The sequence below is a fragment of the Phaeodactylibacter sp. genome, from assembly GCF_022763345.1.
Lineage (GTDB): Bacteria > Bacteroidota > Bacteroidia > Chitinophagales > Saprospiraceae > Phaeodactylibacter.
Genome location: NZ_JALEGS010000030.1, coordinates 65,008 through 80,576, shown reverse-complemented (window position 1 = coordinate 80,576; position 15,569 = coordinate 65,008). Strand labels below are relative to the sequence as shown.

Genomic DNA, 15,569 nt, shown 5'->3' with positions numbered 1-15,569 from the left:
CAACCAATACGATGCCTCAATGCTACGATTCAGAACCACAATGCTTGCTGCCCTGATCAGCTTCCTGGCTGCTGCCAGTGTTTTTGCACAAACCAAGCCTGTATTCAAGGATGGCGAAGCTCAGATTGTGCCCGCCTTCGAAAATCCAGACGAATGGATACGCCACGACCTCTGGGTGGAAACCACCTTCGACACCGATGGCGATGATAAGCCGGACCGTATGCACGTCGCTGTGACCCGCCCAAAGCAAACGGAAACGGAAGGGTTGAAACTGCCTGTCGTTTACGTATCCAGCCCCTATTTTGCCGGTGTAGCGCCGGATGTGGAGGGCTTGTTCTGGAATGTGCGGCATGAGCTGGGGGAGATAGGCCCGGAGCGGGCACACCCTGAGGTGGAAATGCGCGTGGACCGCCCCATTATCTCCAATTCCCATATCCGTACCTGGGTGCCGAGGGGGTATATTGTCGTGCATTCTTCCTCTCCAGGCACGGGCTTGTCGCAGGGCGCGCCCACGGTTGGGGGCGACAATGAGTCTTTAGCGCCCAAAGCAGTCATCGACTGGCTCAATGGACGGGCAAAAGGTTACACTACGCCTGATGGCGATGAAGAAGTGGACGCTTACTGGTCGACGGGCAAAGTGGGCATGACCGGGACTTCCTACAACGGGACCCTCCCTCTGGCCGCTGCCACCACCGGCGTGGATGGGTTGGAGGCCATCATTCCCATTGCGCCCAATACCTCTTACTACCACTACTATCGCAGCAATGGGCTGGTGCGTTCTCCGGGGGGATACCTGGGGGAAGATATAGACGTGCTCTACGATTTCATCCACAGCGGTAGTCCGGAGAAGCGGGCCTACAACAACGCCACCGTGCGCGATCAGGAAATGAAAGCAGGCATGGACCGTCAAACCGGGGATTACAATGACTTTTGGGCGGGCCGCGACTACCTCAATGACATGGAGCCGATGAAAGCTGCCCTACTGATGTCCCATGGCTTCAACGACTGGAATGTCATGCCGGAGCATAGCTACCGCATTTATAAAGCAGCCAAAGAGAAAGGGCTGCCTGCACAGATTTACTACCATCAGGCCGGGCACGGCGGCCCACCACCCATGCGGATCATGAACCGTTGGTTTACCCGCTACCTGCATGGCGTTGACAATGGGGTAGAGGACGACCCCGTGGCCTGGATTGTCAGAGAGGAGGATGAAAACAGCAACCCCACGCCCTACGAGGATTATCCGAATCCGGCAGCGGAAGCCGTCACCTTTTACCTGAAGGGTGGCGCACCGGGACAGGGGGCACTGCTATTACAGCCCGCCAAAAAGCCCGGACAGGAAACGCTGACCGACAACTTCTCCTTTGATGGCAAAGCCCTGGCACAAGCCGAGTACACCAACCACCGGCTGATGTACGTCACGCCGGAGCTGAAAGAAGACCTGCATATTTCCGGAGTCCCCCGCGTGACCATCCGCCTGGCGAGCAGTAAGCCCGCAGCGAACTTGTCCGTATGGCTGGTCTCCCTGCCCTGGGAGGAAGGCCGCCGCACCAAAATCACCGACAACATCATCACCCGCGGCTGGGCAGACCCGCAGAACCACGCCTCCATTCGAGAAAGCGAGCCCCTGAACCCCGGGCGGTACTATACCGTTTCCTTTGATCTTCAACCGGATGATCAGGTTATTCCCGCTGGTCAACAGATTGGGTTGATGATTTTCTCCTCCGACCGGGATTTTACGCTTTGGCCAGACCCTGGTACCGAGCTGACCGTAGACCTGGAAAAGACGAAGCTGGTGCTACCGGTTGTGGGCGGCGAAGCGCAGGTTAGGAAGGGAATGGGGGAGGAGTAACTTTGGCAGCTTCCTGAAAAGCGTTGACCATTTATTTTGCAATGTCCGAAAAGGGTTGTTGAAACCATTTTCCACACGTTAGTTGTTACTTTTGTATAAAATACCAGATAAACATGGTTGACTGGAAAGAGCATATTCATTCAGACCCCGAGGTTTTGTTAGGTAAACCCATCATAAAAGGGACGAGAATTTCAGTAGAATTGATACTTGAGTTGTATTCCAACGGGTGGACTACAGATGATATCCTGGAAAGCTATCCTACTCTTGAGTTGGAAAACATTCTTGCTACCTTTTCTTATTTAAAAGATTGTATACAACAAGAGTTGTTTTTTCCAATAAAGCAAGCTAGTTAGAATGAAATTCCTGGCAAATGAAAACTACCCTAAACCTAGTATAGTTTTTTTGAGAAATAAAGGTTTCGAGGTGAAAAGTATTCAGGAAGGTTATGGTGGTATTCCCGATGAAGAAGTTGTTGCAATAGCAGAACAGGAAGGACGAATTATTTTAACTTTTGACAGTGACTATGGGGAGCTTTTGTTTAAATATCAAAGGGTAACACCCCCATCAGTAGTGTATTTCAGATTTAAAGGCAGGTCACCAAGTGAATCTGGTAGTATGCTTTTTGAGTTGCTAAAAGCGAATCTTGAAATTGAAGGCTATTTTACAGTTATTGAAGAAACAGGGATTAGACAGAGGAGACTCTCCGGATAGTTTACTTCTTCGAACTTGGTGTATAACTAAAGCCAATGAATTATAGTGTCTTGTAGCCTTATAGAAAAACAGGCGCACCGAGCTTTTTTTGGTGCTATTTTGGTGCCAAATCTGGTTTTACTGCTTAGCTTAATTTCAGTGCTGTGGAATGAGCCGGGGTGGCTGTACTATCACATTGCTTATTGGCTTTTCTTTTGGGTGCCAGGTATCTATTGTTTATCTTGGTTGTACGCCTTTATTGTAGTTCTTTTATGGGTGAATTTGTTTAAGTTAACATTTAGTATCAGGCATCTGGCATGGCTTTGTTTATTCAATGTTGGAATAGCTATCTGCAGTTCTGTTCTTTTAGCTGGAGGAATAGAAAAAATATTAGAACTGCCTTTTGATTACGAATTTGTAATGTTTGTCTTTTTGCTGAGCCTGGTTGTTTTTTCAATAAGTTGGTTCATGATCGGGGGATGGGGTGTCATGAAGAAATGGTGGGGTCGGTTAACTGACTTTTGGAATGAACCATGGTAAGCGTTCCTTTGACGATGGTTATTATTAATCTTGAAAAAAGCTGGGCACTTTATGATCGTGAAAAACGTTTTTTTTTGGATTAAAAAATACCACAGATGACCATTACCATTCAGACAGCCGACAAAGAAGCTTTAGCGAAGGTGCTGAATTTACTTAAGACTTTAGGTATTAATAGTGTGAATGTTCAGCTTGAGCCCTCAACAGCCTCGGAGAGTTACATTAAGGGAGATAAAAGCATTGACCCTACCTCTTTATTTGGCATATGGAGTAAACACCCCAAGACTTTAGAACAGGTTCGTGCCACTGCATAAATTAAAGAACACTTGGGGCTATGATCCATCGTTTGCGATTTACCTCCGATGCTTTAGAAGATATTGAGCGGCATAAAAAAGCTGGAGACAAATAGCCAAATAGCATCAGGCGGCTGTAGCTCACCCACAGCCGCCTGATACATTCCTACAGCTCCGAAGCCTCCTCTTCCTGAATCTGCTCAATCAGGTAACGCAGGCTGTTCATTTCTTTTTCTTCCAGGTCTACGCGGAACTGCACGCCCTCGCGGGTGGCCCCGGCACGCACGTCTTCAATGCGCCTGAGGTCATCATCCCATTTGGACAGGGCTGAAGGTGTTCCGATAGCCGTGAAGATCTGCTCCATCATTACCTCGCCCATAGCATCGGCGACCATGCCCGTCAGGCCGGTGTCGCCGCTTTCCACCTGCTTCAGTAAGTCAGGGTTGCTGGCGAGGTACAATAGGTCGTCCTGAATCAGAATCTGCCCGTCGATGTCAATGCCTTGCGATTGCCCGGTGGAGTCAGCTGGTGCGCCTTTCTTGAACTTCAGGAAGCGGAAACGCCGGTCGGATAACTGATCAAGGCTGCCTTCCGCCGCCGCCGCATTCAGGTTATTGAGGAAACGGTCTTCGTCTTTGAGTTTGGCAGCGAAAATGATATTCAGCTCATCGTAGGCGGCAAGCATGATGTCCCCATCGAGTTCATCAATCAGGCCTTCCACATCAAAGCCAACTGCGGCAAGGCTTTTTTCTGCTAAATCTTTGGTGTACTTCTCGATCAGCAGCTGGTTCAGACCGGTGATGTCGAAAGCAGCGGTGAGCATAAACATAGGCGTACCGGCGGGTGCTAAGGCTGCGAAGTCGGTTGTCACTTCGTCCTTAAAGAGCATGCTGAGGTCATTTTTAATCTGCCCCTGCAGGTCGAGTGCCACTTCACTGTTCACATAGCCTTTCTCGAAGGTCAGGGTGTGCGCCATATGCTGCCCCTGCAAGTCTTTCTCGCTGTAGTTGAGCAGGGCGCCTCCCGATTTGATTTTTTCAGAGCGCAGGATGAAGTCGCTGGACAGCCAGTTCAGCAGGTCGTAATCGCCATTCAGGTGCTTGCGCAGGCTGGTATTCTGAGCTATGGATGCTTTAGAGGAGTTATCGAGGAGGCCCTTCAGGCGGCCCTGAACATCATCCTTGTTTCGAGATACGGCCAGTAGGGCGACCTCTCCGTTCCAGGCCATGGCCCCATCGTCGGGCGTGGCGGCATAGTTGAAGGGCTGACTGGCGGGCAATGCCTTGATTTCGGTGCTTCGGATCATACGCCCGAAAGCAGCGGTGTCGCTCAGTGAGGCAGAGAACACCATCAGGGGCTCATCCGTATCGCTTAGCAGGGTGGACAGGTAGACGTTCTGGCTCAGGTCTACGCCTGATTGCTCAGGATTGGCTACGATGGCGGCCAGGGTGGGGTTGTCTTCGGCAATGTCGGACACCATCTTCTGAAAGCCTGGCGTTTGCACCAGCGTAGGGTAATCCGCCTTATCCATCAGTTGTTGCAAATTGAAGGTGCTGACGGAAGCGGCGTGGGCGGGAATATAAGCCAGGCTATCGGTTGGAACGGGGTCTTTCTGGCAGCTACTTAGGCTGATGACAAGTGCAGCCACCAGGCCGAAAGTGATAAGTCGGAGCAATTTCATAACGTGATGTCGTTGATTAATGCTCCAAAACTAATCCTTCAGGCCCTTGAAAGCCAGATGCATAGATTAAGCTGGGTGAAATTTCGATAAAAGCGCTCCCTTACATCATTCCCGGCACCACTTCCTGATCTTGCCCGCTTTCCCGGTCAGCCTGCCGTTTGATATAGTAATAGGTTTCCATCTGAGACCGGATCGCCAAATCTGACCCATCCTTGCGGTAATGGTTGGAAGAGGCGGCGTCGATCACCCGGGCCTTCACGTTGTCACTCATCTGAATGGTCATGAAGTCCTTGATCTGATTGCGGATGTGGGGCGCGTAAATCGGAAAAGCAGTCTCCACCCGGTAGCTGAGGTTGCGCGACATCCAGTCAGCGGAGGACAGGTAGATCAGCTCCTCGCCTCCGTGGTAAAAGATGAAAACCCGCGCGTGTTCCAGGAACCGGTCCACAATACTGATGACCCGTATGTTCTCGCTGACACCTTCTATACCCGGTACCAGGGAGCAAATGCCCCGTATGATCAGCTCGATTTTTACGCCCGCCTGACTGGCCTGATAAAGCTTTTCTATCATGGGCTCGTCCTGCAGGCTGTTGAGCTTGAGAATGATCTCTGCCCGGTTGCCAGCTTTGGCCTGCTCGATTTCGTGGTCAATTAGCTGCTCCAGCCCGGTACGGAGGTTGAACTGCCCCACCATCAAGTGCTCAAAACCCTGCTGCGGTACCTTTACCGTTTCCAAAAAGGAAAAGACCCGTGCCGCCTCATTGACGAGGCGTTCGTCAGAGGTGAAGACCCCAAAGTCGCTGTAGACCTTCGCGGTATCTTCATGGAAGTTGCCTGTAGATAAATACGCATACATACGGGCCCGGCGGTTTTCCACCCGGCGTACCAGCGCCACTTTGGAATGTACTTTCACGCCCGGGAAACTGTAATGTACATTCACGCCCGCCTGTTCCAGCTTTTCACCCCAGCGCAGGTTGGCTTCCTCATCAAACCTCGCCTTTACTTCTATGAAAACAGAGACCTGCTTGCCGGCTTCCACCGCTTCCATCAGCGCTTTCATGATGCGCGACTTACGGGCCACCCGGTACTGAATAATCTTGATGTGCGTCACCTTTGGGTCATGGGCGGCCGTCTCAAAAAAGCGCACTACGGACTCATAGGAATGGTAAGGAACATGTATCAAATGGTCGCGTTCCCGCAGGGCCTGGTAAAAATCGTCTGCATCTTCCAACGGGTGGTAGGGCAGGGGCGGCATAGGCGGGTTGCTTAGGTGGTCAATATCAAAGGTCGGAAATTTGAAAAAGTCGAAGTTGTTGTGATAGCGGCCTTCCTGGAGGATATCGTACTTTTCCAGGTCAAAAGCCTCTTTAAGGAAATCGAGCAGCTCATCGGGCATTTCCCGGTCGTACACGAAGCGGGAAGCCGGGCCTACCTGTCGCCGGGAAAGGCTGGCTTTAATTTTCTCCACCAGATCGCCGGAAAACTCATCGTCAATGTACAGCTCCGCGTCCCGGGTCAGCTTGATGGAAAAGGTGTCGAGGATCTCGTAGCCCGGGAACATCCAGCTTACGGAGTGGCGCACAATATCGTCCAGCATAATCACATCCTTGTGCCCGCCCTCTGAGGGCAGGGGGATGAAACGCGGGAGGTGGTCAGAGGGGATTTTGACAATGGCGTACTTGTGGGGCGCATCAGGATTGTTGCGCTCGGCCAGGAGGACCGTCAGGTACAGGGCGGCGTTGTTGAGGAAGGGGCGGATTTTATTCTTGACCAAAAGCACCGGCTGAACGAAGGGCAACATATGGTCCTTGAAGTAGGTCTCCACATACTCTTTCTGGGCATCGTTCAGATCGAGGCGGCGGATCATGTAAATGCCGTGGTTGCGGAGCTCGGGTATGATTTCTTCCTCAAAAATCCGGCTGAATTCCTCCTGTTGCTTGTTGACGATCCGTTGGATGTCCTTTACGATCTGCTTGGAGTTGATATGCAGTTCTTTCTTCGTCTTTTTGCCGACACGCAGTAGGTTGCGGTGGTTAGCCATGCGCACCCGGAAGAACTCATCGAGGTTGGAGGAATAAATGGCCAGGAACTTGATGCGCTCAAACAACGGCACTGTGGGGTCTTTGGCTTCCTGAAGCACCCGGTAATTGAAGGAAAGCCAGCTGATGTCGCGCTCCAGCAAAGGGAAACCCTTACTGCTTTGGTGGATTAGTTCAGAGGTGTCGTAATTCGATATCGCGTTTTCGTTTCTCCGCATTTCCTGGTGTTCAACAAGTTTGGACATTGAAAGTAGTCTTATAGTTTGACCTGGCGAGTGCCAAATAGGTTCGCTGGCTAAAATAAGGACATTTGTTCACCTTTCGGATCGCCGGGCTCAGATAATTCCGGGCCGCGGGTTTGAATGGCAGGAATCCCCTCTGCTACAGCCTCGTAAAAGTGGGCGGCCATTTCCGGTGCGAGGAGGTTGTCGGGCTCGTGGGGGAAAAAGTAGATTTCCTTCACACCTTGTTGTGCCCATTGCTTTAGCCTTCCCATCCAATCAGCTGCCCGCGCGTAATCGGTGGGGTGCAGCCCGTTGCCTACAAAGCGGACCATCGCCGTGGCATTCGTGACGCCCATGTGGAGGACATCCCGCCGGCCGGCCACATCGGTGATAACTACACTGCGCTGCAGGCGGTGCAGGGTGTTGAGCATTGGCTCAAGGCTTTGCTCATTGAACCAGCTTTCGTGCCGGACTTCCACGGCCAGTTGGATTTCAGCGGGGAAGGCTTGCAGAAACTGCTCAAGTTGGGGTAGGCGGTCGGCGCCAAAGTAGGGGGGGAGTTGCAAAAAGCAACAGCCCAGCTTTTCCCTGAGCCCGGCAATGGCAGTACAGAAGGTCGGGATCAGATCGGTGCCCAAGCCCAGCGATTTGCTGTGGCTGATCGTTTGCGGCACCTTCGGGCAGAACCTGAAGTCAGCCGTGGATTCCCGGTACCACTTATCGATGGTCTGAGCGTTGGGAATGCGGTAGTGGGTGGTGTTGAGCTCTATGGTGTTGAACTGCAGGCTGTAGGCCTTGAGGTAGTCTTTGGCTTTAGTACCTTTTGGATAAACGCTGCCCACCCATTCCTTCATGCTCCAGCCGGTGCAGCCAATGTAAAGCTGTGGGGCTGCTCCGTTGGCAGGCAAAGCGGACAAACGCTGCGCATTGCCCGGCGCATCTGCCGGCAAGCTGAAGTCCACATCACTGATATCCGGAAGTTTGCCAAATTTCATACCTGGAAGAAGAAGTTGGTGATGTCGCCGAAGGTAAGAAAAAAGTCTATTTTTGCCGCCCGAAGTGAATTGCTGTTCTCGTAAAACAAAAGATCATGAAGCAAACGAAAGGCGTTTTTGTAACCGGGATTGGCACCGAAGTGGGCAAAACAGTTGTCTCTGCACTCCTGGTCCGTGCCCTGAAAGCCGACTATTGGAAACCCGTGCAATCCGGCGACCTCCACAATACGGACACGATGAAGGTCACGGCCTGGGCCGGAGCTGCCGCCGGGCAAATCCACCCGGAACGCTATCGCCTCAACCTGCCAATGTCGCCCCACGCCAGTGCTGCCGATGATGGCGTACAGATCAGGCTGGAGGACTTCGAATTGCCACAGACCGATAACTTTCTGGTGGCGGAAGGAGCCGGCGGGCTGCATGTCCCGCTGAATGACCACGCCTGTGTAATCGACCTGATTCAGCAACTCGGGCTGCCGGTCGTCCTGGTTTCCCGCCACTACCTGGGCAGCATCAACCATACGCTGCTGAGTGTGGAAGCCCTGCGCCACCGCAATATCCCGATTGCCGGGCTGGTCTTCAACGGTGACCCTCATCCCTCCACCGAGAGCATTATCGAAAAAATGACCGGCATACAGCCGCTCTTCCGTATGGGAGAAATGGAAGCGCTCACAGAACCCTGCTTTGAGCGGCAGGTGCAGCGGGTGGGCACTGCCTGCAAAAGCCTGCTAGGGTGATTTTGTCATAAAACGGTCAGGTCATCCGGGCCCTGGAAGCCCTGCCGGTTTTTTACTTACTTTACCCGGGACAAACCACAAAATACGATGAACCTAACGGAACGCGATGCCCGGCATATCTGGCATCCTTACACACAAATGAAAACGGCTGCCCCGCCTCTGCCGGTTGTGAAAGCGGAAGGGGCTTTGTTGTACGATGAACAGGGACGGTCTTACATTGACTGTGTGGCTTCCTGGTGGGTGAATTTGCACGGCCATGCTCATCCCTATATCGCAGAAAAAGTGCATCAGCAGCTGTTGCAACTGGAGCATGTCATCTTCGCCGGCTTTACCCACCCGCCGGCCGTAGAGCTGGCGGAGCGCCTGATTGGCCATCTTCCCGACCGCCAAAACCGGATTTTTTACTCTGACAATGGCTCCTCTGCCGTAGAGATTGGCATCAAAATGGCCATTCAGTACTTCTTCAATCAGGGCCGGCCGCGCACGCAGCTCGTTGCCTTTGATATGGGCTTTCACGGGGAGACCTTCGGGGCTATGGCGGCTAGTGGCGACCACTCTTTCTTTACGGCATTTCAGGACTTCCTCTTTGAGGTCAAGCGCATTCCCAACCCGGTACAGGGGCAGGAGGCGGCTGCGCTGGAAGCCTTGGAGGCGCACCTGAAAACGGGTGAAGTTTACGCCTTTATTTTTGAGCCCCTGGTGATGGGCGCCGGCGGGATGATCATGTACGAGCCTGAAATACTCAGCCAGCTCATGGGGCTGTGCAAAAAGTACGGTGCCCTCTGTATTGCCGATGAGGTGATGACGGGCTTTGGGCGGACCGGGCGCATGTTTGCCTGTGATTACCTGACGGAGCAGCCGGATATCATGTGCCTGTCCAAGGGGCTGACTGGTGGCACGTTGCCCCTCGCAGTGACGTCCTGCACGGAAGAGGTTTTTGAAGCCTTTTGGTCGGATGATAAGTACAAGACCTTTTTTCATGGCCATTCCTACACGGCCAACCCGGTGGGCTGCGCCGCTGCACTGGCTAGCCTTGATCTTCTGGAGTCGGAGGGCTCCGCCCGGGACCGGCAACGGGTGGAAACCCAGCACCGGGCATTCCGGGAGCGCATTGAGCAGCACCCGGCAGTGCGGTCTTCCCGGCAGCGGGGCACCATACTGGCGGTAGAGTTCGAAAGCGAGGAAGCCACCGGCTATTTCAATAACCTGAGGGATCAGTTGTACCACTATTTCCTGGACCGGGGCGTGCTGCTGCGGCCATTGGGCAACCTGATTTACATGATTCCGCCCTACTGCATCACCAATGAGCAGCTCGAACAGGCCTACAGCGCGATGGAAGCCGCCTTCTCGGCCTTTCTGCTGCAGGAGCAGGACTAACCTGTCGCTTTGGATTTCGGAAGGATGACGAAAATTACCCGGACCGTACTCCGATAAATCAAAAATAGGCCCTACTTTAGGGGGCATAGTTTGAACTTATGATCGTAAGGATTATCATTATTCTCCTGTGCCTGGTGTTTTTCATCAACGGGTGCAACAGCCTGATCTCCCAGTTTTTTGGCACGCACAAGCTGCGGTCCTTTGAGATGGCAGAAGTGGCCGAAAAGGGCATTGGGGATGCCGACTACGTGGAAATCACAAATGCCCGGTTCGAGCCTGATTTTGTGTATCAGGAAGCAGAGGAGCCAGGCAGCCCGCCAATTATCCTTTATCCGGTTTTTGCGGAAAGCAGTCCGGACCAAACCCCTGCTTTGCTAGCCTGGACCGCCGACTTTTTTGATCCCTGTGTGGAAGCGGACACCTGCATCGCCGCCGGCACAAGAACCCTGAGAGGCGTAGTGCGCCCTCTGCCCGACGCCAACCTGACGGGGCTGGACCGGCTCAAAGAGAAAGGCTACAGCTGGGAACCCCCAGTCATTGTCATCAATGAAAATGAAGCACCGGTAGCGTGGTACTGGAATGCCCTCATGATGCTGGGGGCAGGCTTGGTTGCTATCGGTATGGAAGCATTCTATAATCGCAAGAAAGCATAACATGGAAGAACGTAAAGAATGGACGTTAGCTGAAATCCTGGAAGTACACCGAAAACCGCTCCTGGAGCTGGTGTACGAGGCCGCTACCGTCCACCGCAAACACCACAACCCGAACGAAGTGCAAATCAGCAGCCTCCTTTCTATCAAGACAGGAGGTTGTCAGGAAGATTGTGGCTACTGCCCGCAGGCCGCCCGTTATCATACGGATATTGAAGAAAACGACCTAATGTCCGTAGAGCAGGTGACTACCGCTGCTAACCGGGCGAAAGTCCTGGGCGCTTCCCGCGTATGTATGGGTGCTGCCTGGCGGAACGTGAAGGACGACGAGGACTTCGATCAGGTCATCAGGCTGGTACAGACCGTCAACAGCATGGACATGGAAGTCTGTGCCACGCTGGGCATGGTCACGGAGACTCAAGCCAAAAAACTGGCAGAGGCCGGGCTTTACGCTTACAACCACAACCTCGATACTTCGGAGGATTACTACAAGGAGGTGATTTCCACCCGGGGGTATGAAGACCGCCTGGAAACCCTCAGTAATGTCCGTAAAGCTAAGCTGACCGTTTGCTCCGGTGGCATCATCGGCATGGGCGAGTCTGTGGAAGACCGCTGCAAGATGCTGCTGACCCTTTCTCAGCTCGACCCGCAGCCGGAGTCTGTGCCCATCAATGCCCTCGTGGCGGTGGAGGGTACCCCAATGGAAGATCAGGAGCCGGTGCCGATCTGGGATATGGTGCGCATGGTAGCGACCGCCCGTATTGTGATGCCGAAGTCAACGGTACGCCTTTCTGCGGGCCGCTTGTCAATGACCAAAGAAGGGCAGGCGCTGTGCTTTATGGCAGGAGCCGGGTCTATCTTTGCAGGGGACAAACTGCTCACCACCCCCAACCCCGCTACGAACGAGGACCTGGAAATGTTTGAAATCCTGGGGCTACAGCCCACTGCGCCATTCGCTAAAGGCGACCGCCCGCAGCCTGAACCGCTGACGGAGGAAGAGCGCGCCAAAAAGGAAAACCCCAAATGGAGCCGCCCGGGGCATCGTATCCCGGCTCATGTGGAATACACCAAGAAGGGAAAACTAAAGAAAAAAGCCATTCAAAAATAAGTTATGACAAAACGAAAGCAAATTGTTGCCGGCAACTGGAAAATGAATATGGATTATGAACAGGGCCGCGACCTCACCAAGGCGGTCATCGATGGGCTGCAACCCTCCGATGCGCTGGTGATTCTCGGTACGCCGTTCATCCACCTTCGCAATGTGGCCAGCATAATCAAAGATATTTCCAACCTGAAACTGGCGGCGCAAAACTGCCATCAGGAAGAAAGCGGTGCCTATACGGGCGAAGTTTCCGCAAGCATGCTGAAGTCCTGTGGGGTGGAATACGTCATTCTGGGCCACTCGGAGCGCCGGGAGTATTTCGGTGAGAAGGATGAGCTCATTGCTAAAAAGATTGATGCCGTCCTGGGGCAGGGCATGGAGCCGATTTACTGCTGTGGGGAAAAGCTGGACGTTCGTGAAAGCGGCAAGCAAAATGAGCTGGTTGCAGAGCAGGTCAAAACCGCCCTTTTCCATCTCAGCGCGGAGGACCTGCAAAAGGTGGTCATCGCCTATGAGCCGGTCTGGGCCATTGGTACGGGCAAAACGGCTTCTCCGGCACAGGCACAGGAAATGCATGCCCATATCCGCAGCCTGATCCGTGATCAGTACGGTGCGGAAATTGCGGACAGCATCACCATCCTCTACGGGGGCAGCGTGAAGCCCGGCAATGCCAAAGAGCTCTTCGCCAATCCTGATGTGGATGGCGGGCTGATTGGTGGTGCATCCCTCAAAGCGGCGGACTTTAATGCTATTGTTGATAGTTTTTAAGCGATGAGCAGTAGTGCCCCCAATAACCCTAAGCCGAAACCGCAGTGGCTGGAGCGCCTGGAGCAGGAAAGCTATCAGGCAGAGCTCATTGTTTCGGGTGTGGCGCTGTTGGGGGCATTCCAACTGCCGGGCCTGCTGGACAAATTGCTAAATTGGAGCTTGCAGCGCACTACGGCTGAACAGCAGGAACTGCTCGGGTACCTGTTCATCTACTTGCTGTTCGGAGCTTTAATACTGATTTTCAATTTCATCCTTCATTTTTCCCTCCGTACCCTATGGATTGGGAATATCGGTCTGGCCTCAGTTTTCCCGGAAGGGATCAATGAGCATTCCGATCGGTACAGCCCGCATTTTCTTGCCAGGCTCAAGGCCCGCTTCCCTGACCTGCAGGGTTTCAATCAGCGACTGGACGACTTTTGCAGTTTGCTGTTTTCGATTGCAGGCATCAGCTTGATTACCTTCACTTTTATCACCATTCTGTTAATGGTCTTTTGGGGGATCGGGTATCTTTTATCGATGGTTTTTCCAGGGCTGCCCGCGACCTACTTTGCACTGGGCGGACTTTTTCTACTTACTTCGGTGCTGCTGTTTCAGGGGCTGCTCAATCATAAGAAGCTTCGGGACAAAGATTGGGTGAAAAGGATACAGTTCCCCTTGTACCTGTTTTCCGTCCGGATCATGGCCGGCCCCTTTCTGGAGCCATTCACCTACATTGGGCAGACACTGGCTACCAACGTTTCCAAAACCCGCTATATCGGGGTCACGGCAGGGTATATGGTTGTGCTCATGATCGGCTTTGTTTTTTGGGTGCAGGACTCCAATTTATTTATGCTGGATGCCGGTATCCGTAAGCGGGTAGCCGGGCGGGAGAGCCAGCAGTACGCAGAGCGCTATGAAAACCTAAGGCCGCCCGGAGCGCACATTCGCTTTGCCATGCTCAGCAGCGATGTCATCCGGGGAACGGTCGCAACGGTCTTTGTGCCGGTACCCAAAACCGAGCGGGAGTTCATTCAGGCCTACTGTGGCCCGGAGTGGGAAGATGGGGAGCGGGAGGAGCGTCAAGCCTGTCTGAAGTCTTACTATACCTTCAAGATTGACAGCACGGTGGTCGTGCCATCCGGTTTATACCTGTACAAGCAAAAAGACAGCAAACAATCCGGTATTCGAGTCTACCTGTCGATGCAGGGGCAGCGCGTTGGCGGGCACCTCCTTCGGATCATCCCTGCCCGGTTTGAGCAGGATTCCTTCCACATCAATATCCCGTTTCAGTACTTCCCGGAGGAGTCATTGCAGTAAACAAAAACAGCTCCGCCTAAAGAAGACGGAGCTATTTGCGTTCAGGCTTAGGAGTGCTTTGGCTATCTTTCTTTGCTGTATTCAATGGTATTGAGGTCTACCACAAAGCCTTTGATCTTATGCTTCTTCAGCAGATTTTTGCGGTAGTTTTCCGCAGCGGCTTCTTCCTTGAACGGGCCCAAAAGGACTTTGTAGGATGGCATGCGGCTGCCCTCTTCAATGCTAATGAGCACGTTGTCAAACCATTTGGCTTGCAGGTCGGCCACTTGCTTGAAGACATTCTCGTAGTTGGTCAGCGAGGCTACCTGAACGGCGAAGCCTTTCTCGCCGGGTTCCTGAATGCTGATTTTGTACAAACCGTACTTTTGATATTCCTTGCCCACGAGTTTAGGCTGCGCGGCCGGAGCCGTTGTTTTTGCCTGTCCTTTGGGCTTCGTCTCGGAGGCAGCAGGTTTGGAAGCCGTAGTGCCGGCGACCTTCTTTTCAGCCGGCGCAGGGGCATTGCCCGCATCCGTTACAATTCGGTCGCGGCTGGTATTGTCATAGGAGGAAGGGGTACTGGCCTGCCGTTCCTTGCGTTGCGCTTTTTTGGAAGGCTTTTCGGGCGCTGCTGTGCCCCGTTTGACTACTTCGAGTTTGACTTCTGTCAATCCGTCCTGAACGAGCCCAATCCGTTCAGCGGCGGCCCGCGAAAGGTCGACCACCCGGCCACGCTTGTAAGGCCCTTTGTCGGTCACTTTCACCACGACTGATTTTTCGTTGTCGAGCCGGGTAACCCGGACCATTGTACCGTAGGGGAGTTCGCGGTGGGCGGCGGTCATTGCTTTCTTGTCGTATTTGACGCCGTAGGCGGTTTCCTTACCGTGGAAGCTATCGTGGTAGTACGATGCGATGCCCCATTCTTCATTGCTTTGCGCAGACAATGCTACGGTAAAACAAAGGGCAAGGAGGAGGCTTAAGTTCAGTCGTTTCTTCATGATTATCGTTTTTTGGACGGCTTGAAATTAATCAAAAAAATCAGCAAGCTCAATTAGATACGCAGGTTTGCGCGTTTTTATTGCGGTTTGCGTGGTGCAGGCCAAGATTTTCGGCTGTAATTTTTGGAAGTGCCTGAATTCATACCTCCATCTGCCTTTTTAACATTGCACCTTTACCGTCACTTGCGTATATTACGAAAAATCCGAACGCGCCCGTTCGCTCCCTTTTCTGAAGTGGATGTTTTACTTCCGCATCAGTTCTGCGCTCGCGTTTATTCGGTTGCCCAATTGCCTGTTTAGTATAGCTTTCAGGGCGTTTGCGCTCTTGAAGATGTGGGCTATTATGCCCCAAAG

The 15,569-nt window shown here is 52.9% G+C and carries 15 protein-coding genes; 11 read left to right on the top strand and 4 right to left on the bottom strand.

All coding sequences use genetic code 11. From position 1 onward, the window contains the following. Positions 1 to 19: 19 nt before the first annotated feature. The 5 genes from MRY86_RS08820 to MRY86_RS08800 all read left to right on the top strand — a co-directional run bounded on the left by MRY86_RS08820 (position 20) and on the right by MRY86_RS08800 (position 3,393). A complete protein-coding gene (locus tag MRY86_RS08820; RefSeq protein ID WP_293565897.1) occupies positions 20 to 1,852 on the top strand; it encodes a Xaa-Pro dipeptidyl-peptidase in 1,833 nt (610 codons plus the stop codon). Between the two features lie 113 nt (positions 1,853 to 1,965). After that, on the top strand, positions 1,966 to 2,205 hold the full coding sequence (locus MRY86_RS08815) for a DUF433 domain-containing protein (RefSeq protein WP_282777293.1): 240 nt from the start codon (positions 1,966 to 1,968) through the stop codon (positions 2,203 to 2,205). Between the two features lies 1 nt (position 2,206). After that, positions 2,207 to 2,563: a DUF5615 family PIN-like protein gene (locus tag MRY86_RS08810; RefSeq protein ID WP_293565893.1), complete on the top strand. Its 357-nt coding sequence runs from the start codon at positions 2,207 to 2,209 to the stop codon at positions 2,561 to 2,563. Positions 2,564 to 2,608: 45 nt separating this feature from the next. Next, the gene (locus tag MRY86_RS08805) at positions 2,609 to 3,082 is read left to right on the top strand and encodes a hypothetical protein (protein ID WP_293565891.1); all 474 of its coding nucleotides are present in this window, start codon (positions 2,609 to 2,611) and stop codon (positions 3,080 to 3,082) included. A 95-nt stretch (positions 3,083 to 3,177) separates the two neighbouring features. After that, positions 3,178 to 3,393, top strand: a complete 216-nt coding sequence (locus MRY86_RS08800) for a hypothetical protein (RefSeq protein ID WP_293565889.1) — start codon at positions 3,178 to 3,180, stop codon at positions 3,391 to 3,393. 145 nt (positions 3,394 to 3,538) lie between these two features. On the opposite strand, the gene MRY86_RS08795 is transcribed toward MRY86_RS08800, so the two are convergent. From MRY86_RS08795 to MRY86_RS08785, 3 genes are all read right to left on the bottom strand, one after another. Continuing rightward, positions 3,539 to 5,053, bottom strand: a complete 1,515-nt coding sequence (locus MRY86_RS08795; RefSeq protein WP_293565887.1) for a DUF4836 family protein — start codon at positions 5,051 to 5,053, stop codon at positions 3,539 to 3,541. A gap of 100 nt (positions 5,054 to 5,153) precedes the next feature. Beyond that, positions 5,154 to 7,337: a polyphosphate kinase 1 gene (ppk1, locus tag MRY86_RS08790; RefSeq protein ID WP_293565885.1), complete on the bottom strand. Its 2,184-nt coding sequence runs from the start codon at positions 7,335 to 7,337 to the stop codon at positions 5,154 to 5,156. Between the two features lie 50 nt (positions 7,338 to 7,387). Then, positions 7,388 to 8,311, bottom strand: coding sequence for a DUF72 domain-containing protein (locus MRY86_RS08785; protein ID WP_293565883.1), 924 nt, complete (start codon positions 8,309 to 8,311; stop codon positions 7,388 to 7,390). 95 nt (positions 8,312 to 8,406) lie between these two features. Between MRY86_RS08785 and bioD the strand changes: the two genes are divergently transcribed. From bioD to MRY86_RS08755, 6 genes are all read left to right on the top strand, one after another. Beyond that, complete coding sequence (gene bioD, locus MRY86_RS08780; protein ID WP_293565881.1) at positions 8,407 to 9,045, top strand: dethiobiotin synthase; 639 nt, start codon at positions 8,407 to 8,409, stop codon at positions 9,043 to 9,045. Positions 9,046 to 9,132: 87 nt separating this feature from the next. Beyond that, complete coding sequence (gene bioA, locus MRY86_RS08775; protein ID WP_293565879.1) at positions 9,133 to 10,422, top strand: adenosylmethionine--8-amino-7-oxononanoate transaminase; 1,290 nt, start codon at positions 9,133 to 9,135, stop codon at positions 10,420 to 10,422. A 98-nt stretch (positions 10,423 to 10,520) separates the two neighbouring features. Next, a complete protein-coding gene (locus tag MRY86_RS08770; protein WP_293571277.1) occupies positions 10,521 to 11,075 on the top strand; it encodes a hypothetical protein in 555 nt (184 codons plus the stop codon). Position 11,076: 1 nt separating this feature from the next. Continuing rightward, positions 11,077 to 12,180: a biotin synthase BioB gene (gene bioB / locus MRY86_RS08765; protein WP_044225238.1), complete on the top strand. Its 1,104-nt coding sequence runs from the start codon at positions 11,077 to 11,079 to the stop codon at positions 12,178 to 12,180. A gap of 3 nt (positions 12,181 to 12,183) precedes the next feature. After that, entirely contained in the window at positions 12,184 to 12,942 is a 759-nt protein-coding gene (tpiA, locus tag MRY86_RS08760) for a triose-phosphate isomerase (protein ID WP_044225239.1), read from the top strand. Between the two features lie 3 nt (positions 12,943 to 12,945). Next, positions 12,946 to 14,238 carry a hypothetical protein gene (locus MRY86_RS08755; RefSeq protein ID WP_293565472.1) on the top strand — a complete coding sequence of 431 codons (1,293 nt, stop codon included), beginning with the start codon at positions 12,946 to 12,948 and terminating at the stop codon, positions 14,236 to 14,238. A gap of 62 nt (positions 14,239 to 14,300) precedes the next feature. On the opposite strand, the gene MRY86_RS08750 is transcribed toward MRY86_RS08755, so the two are convergent. Continuing rightward, positions 14,301 to 15,215, bottom strand: a complete 915-nt coding sequence (locus MRY86_RS08750) for a septal ring lytic transglycosylase RlpA family protein (RefSeq protein WP_293565470.1) — start codon at positions 15,213 to 15,215, stop codon at positions 14,301 to 14,303. Positions 15,216 to 15,569 lie beyond the last annotated feature (354 nt).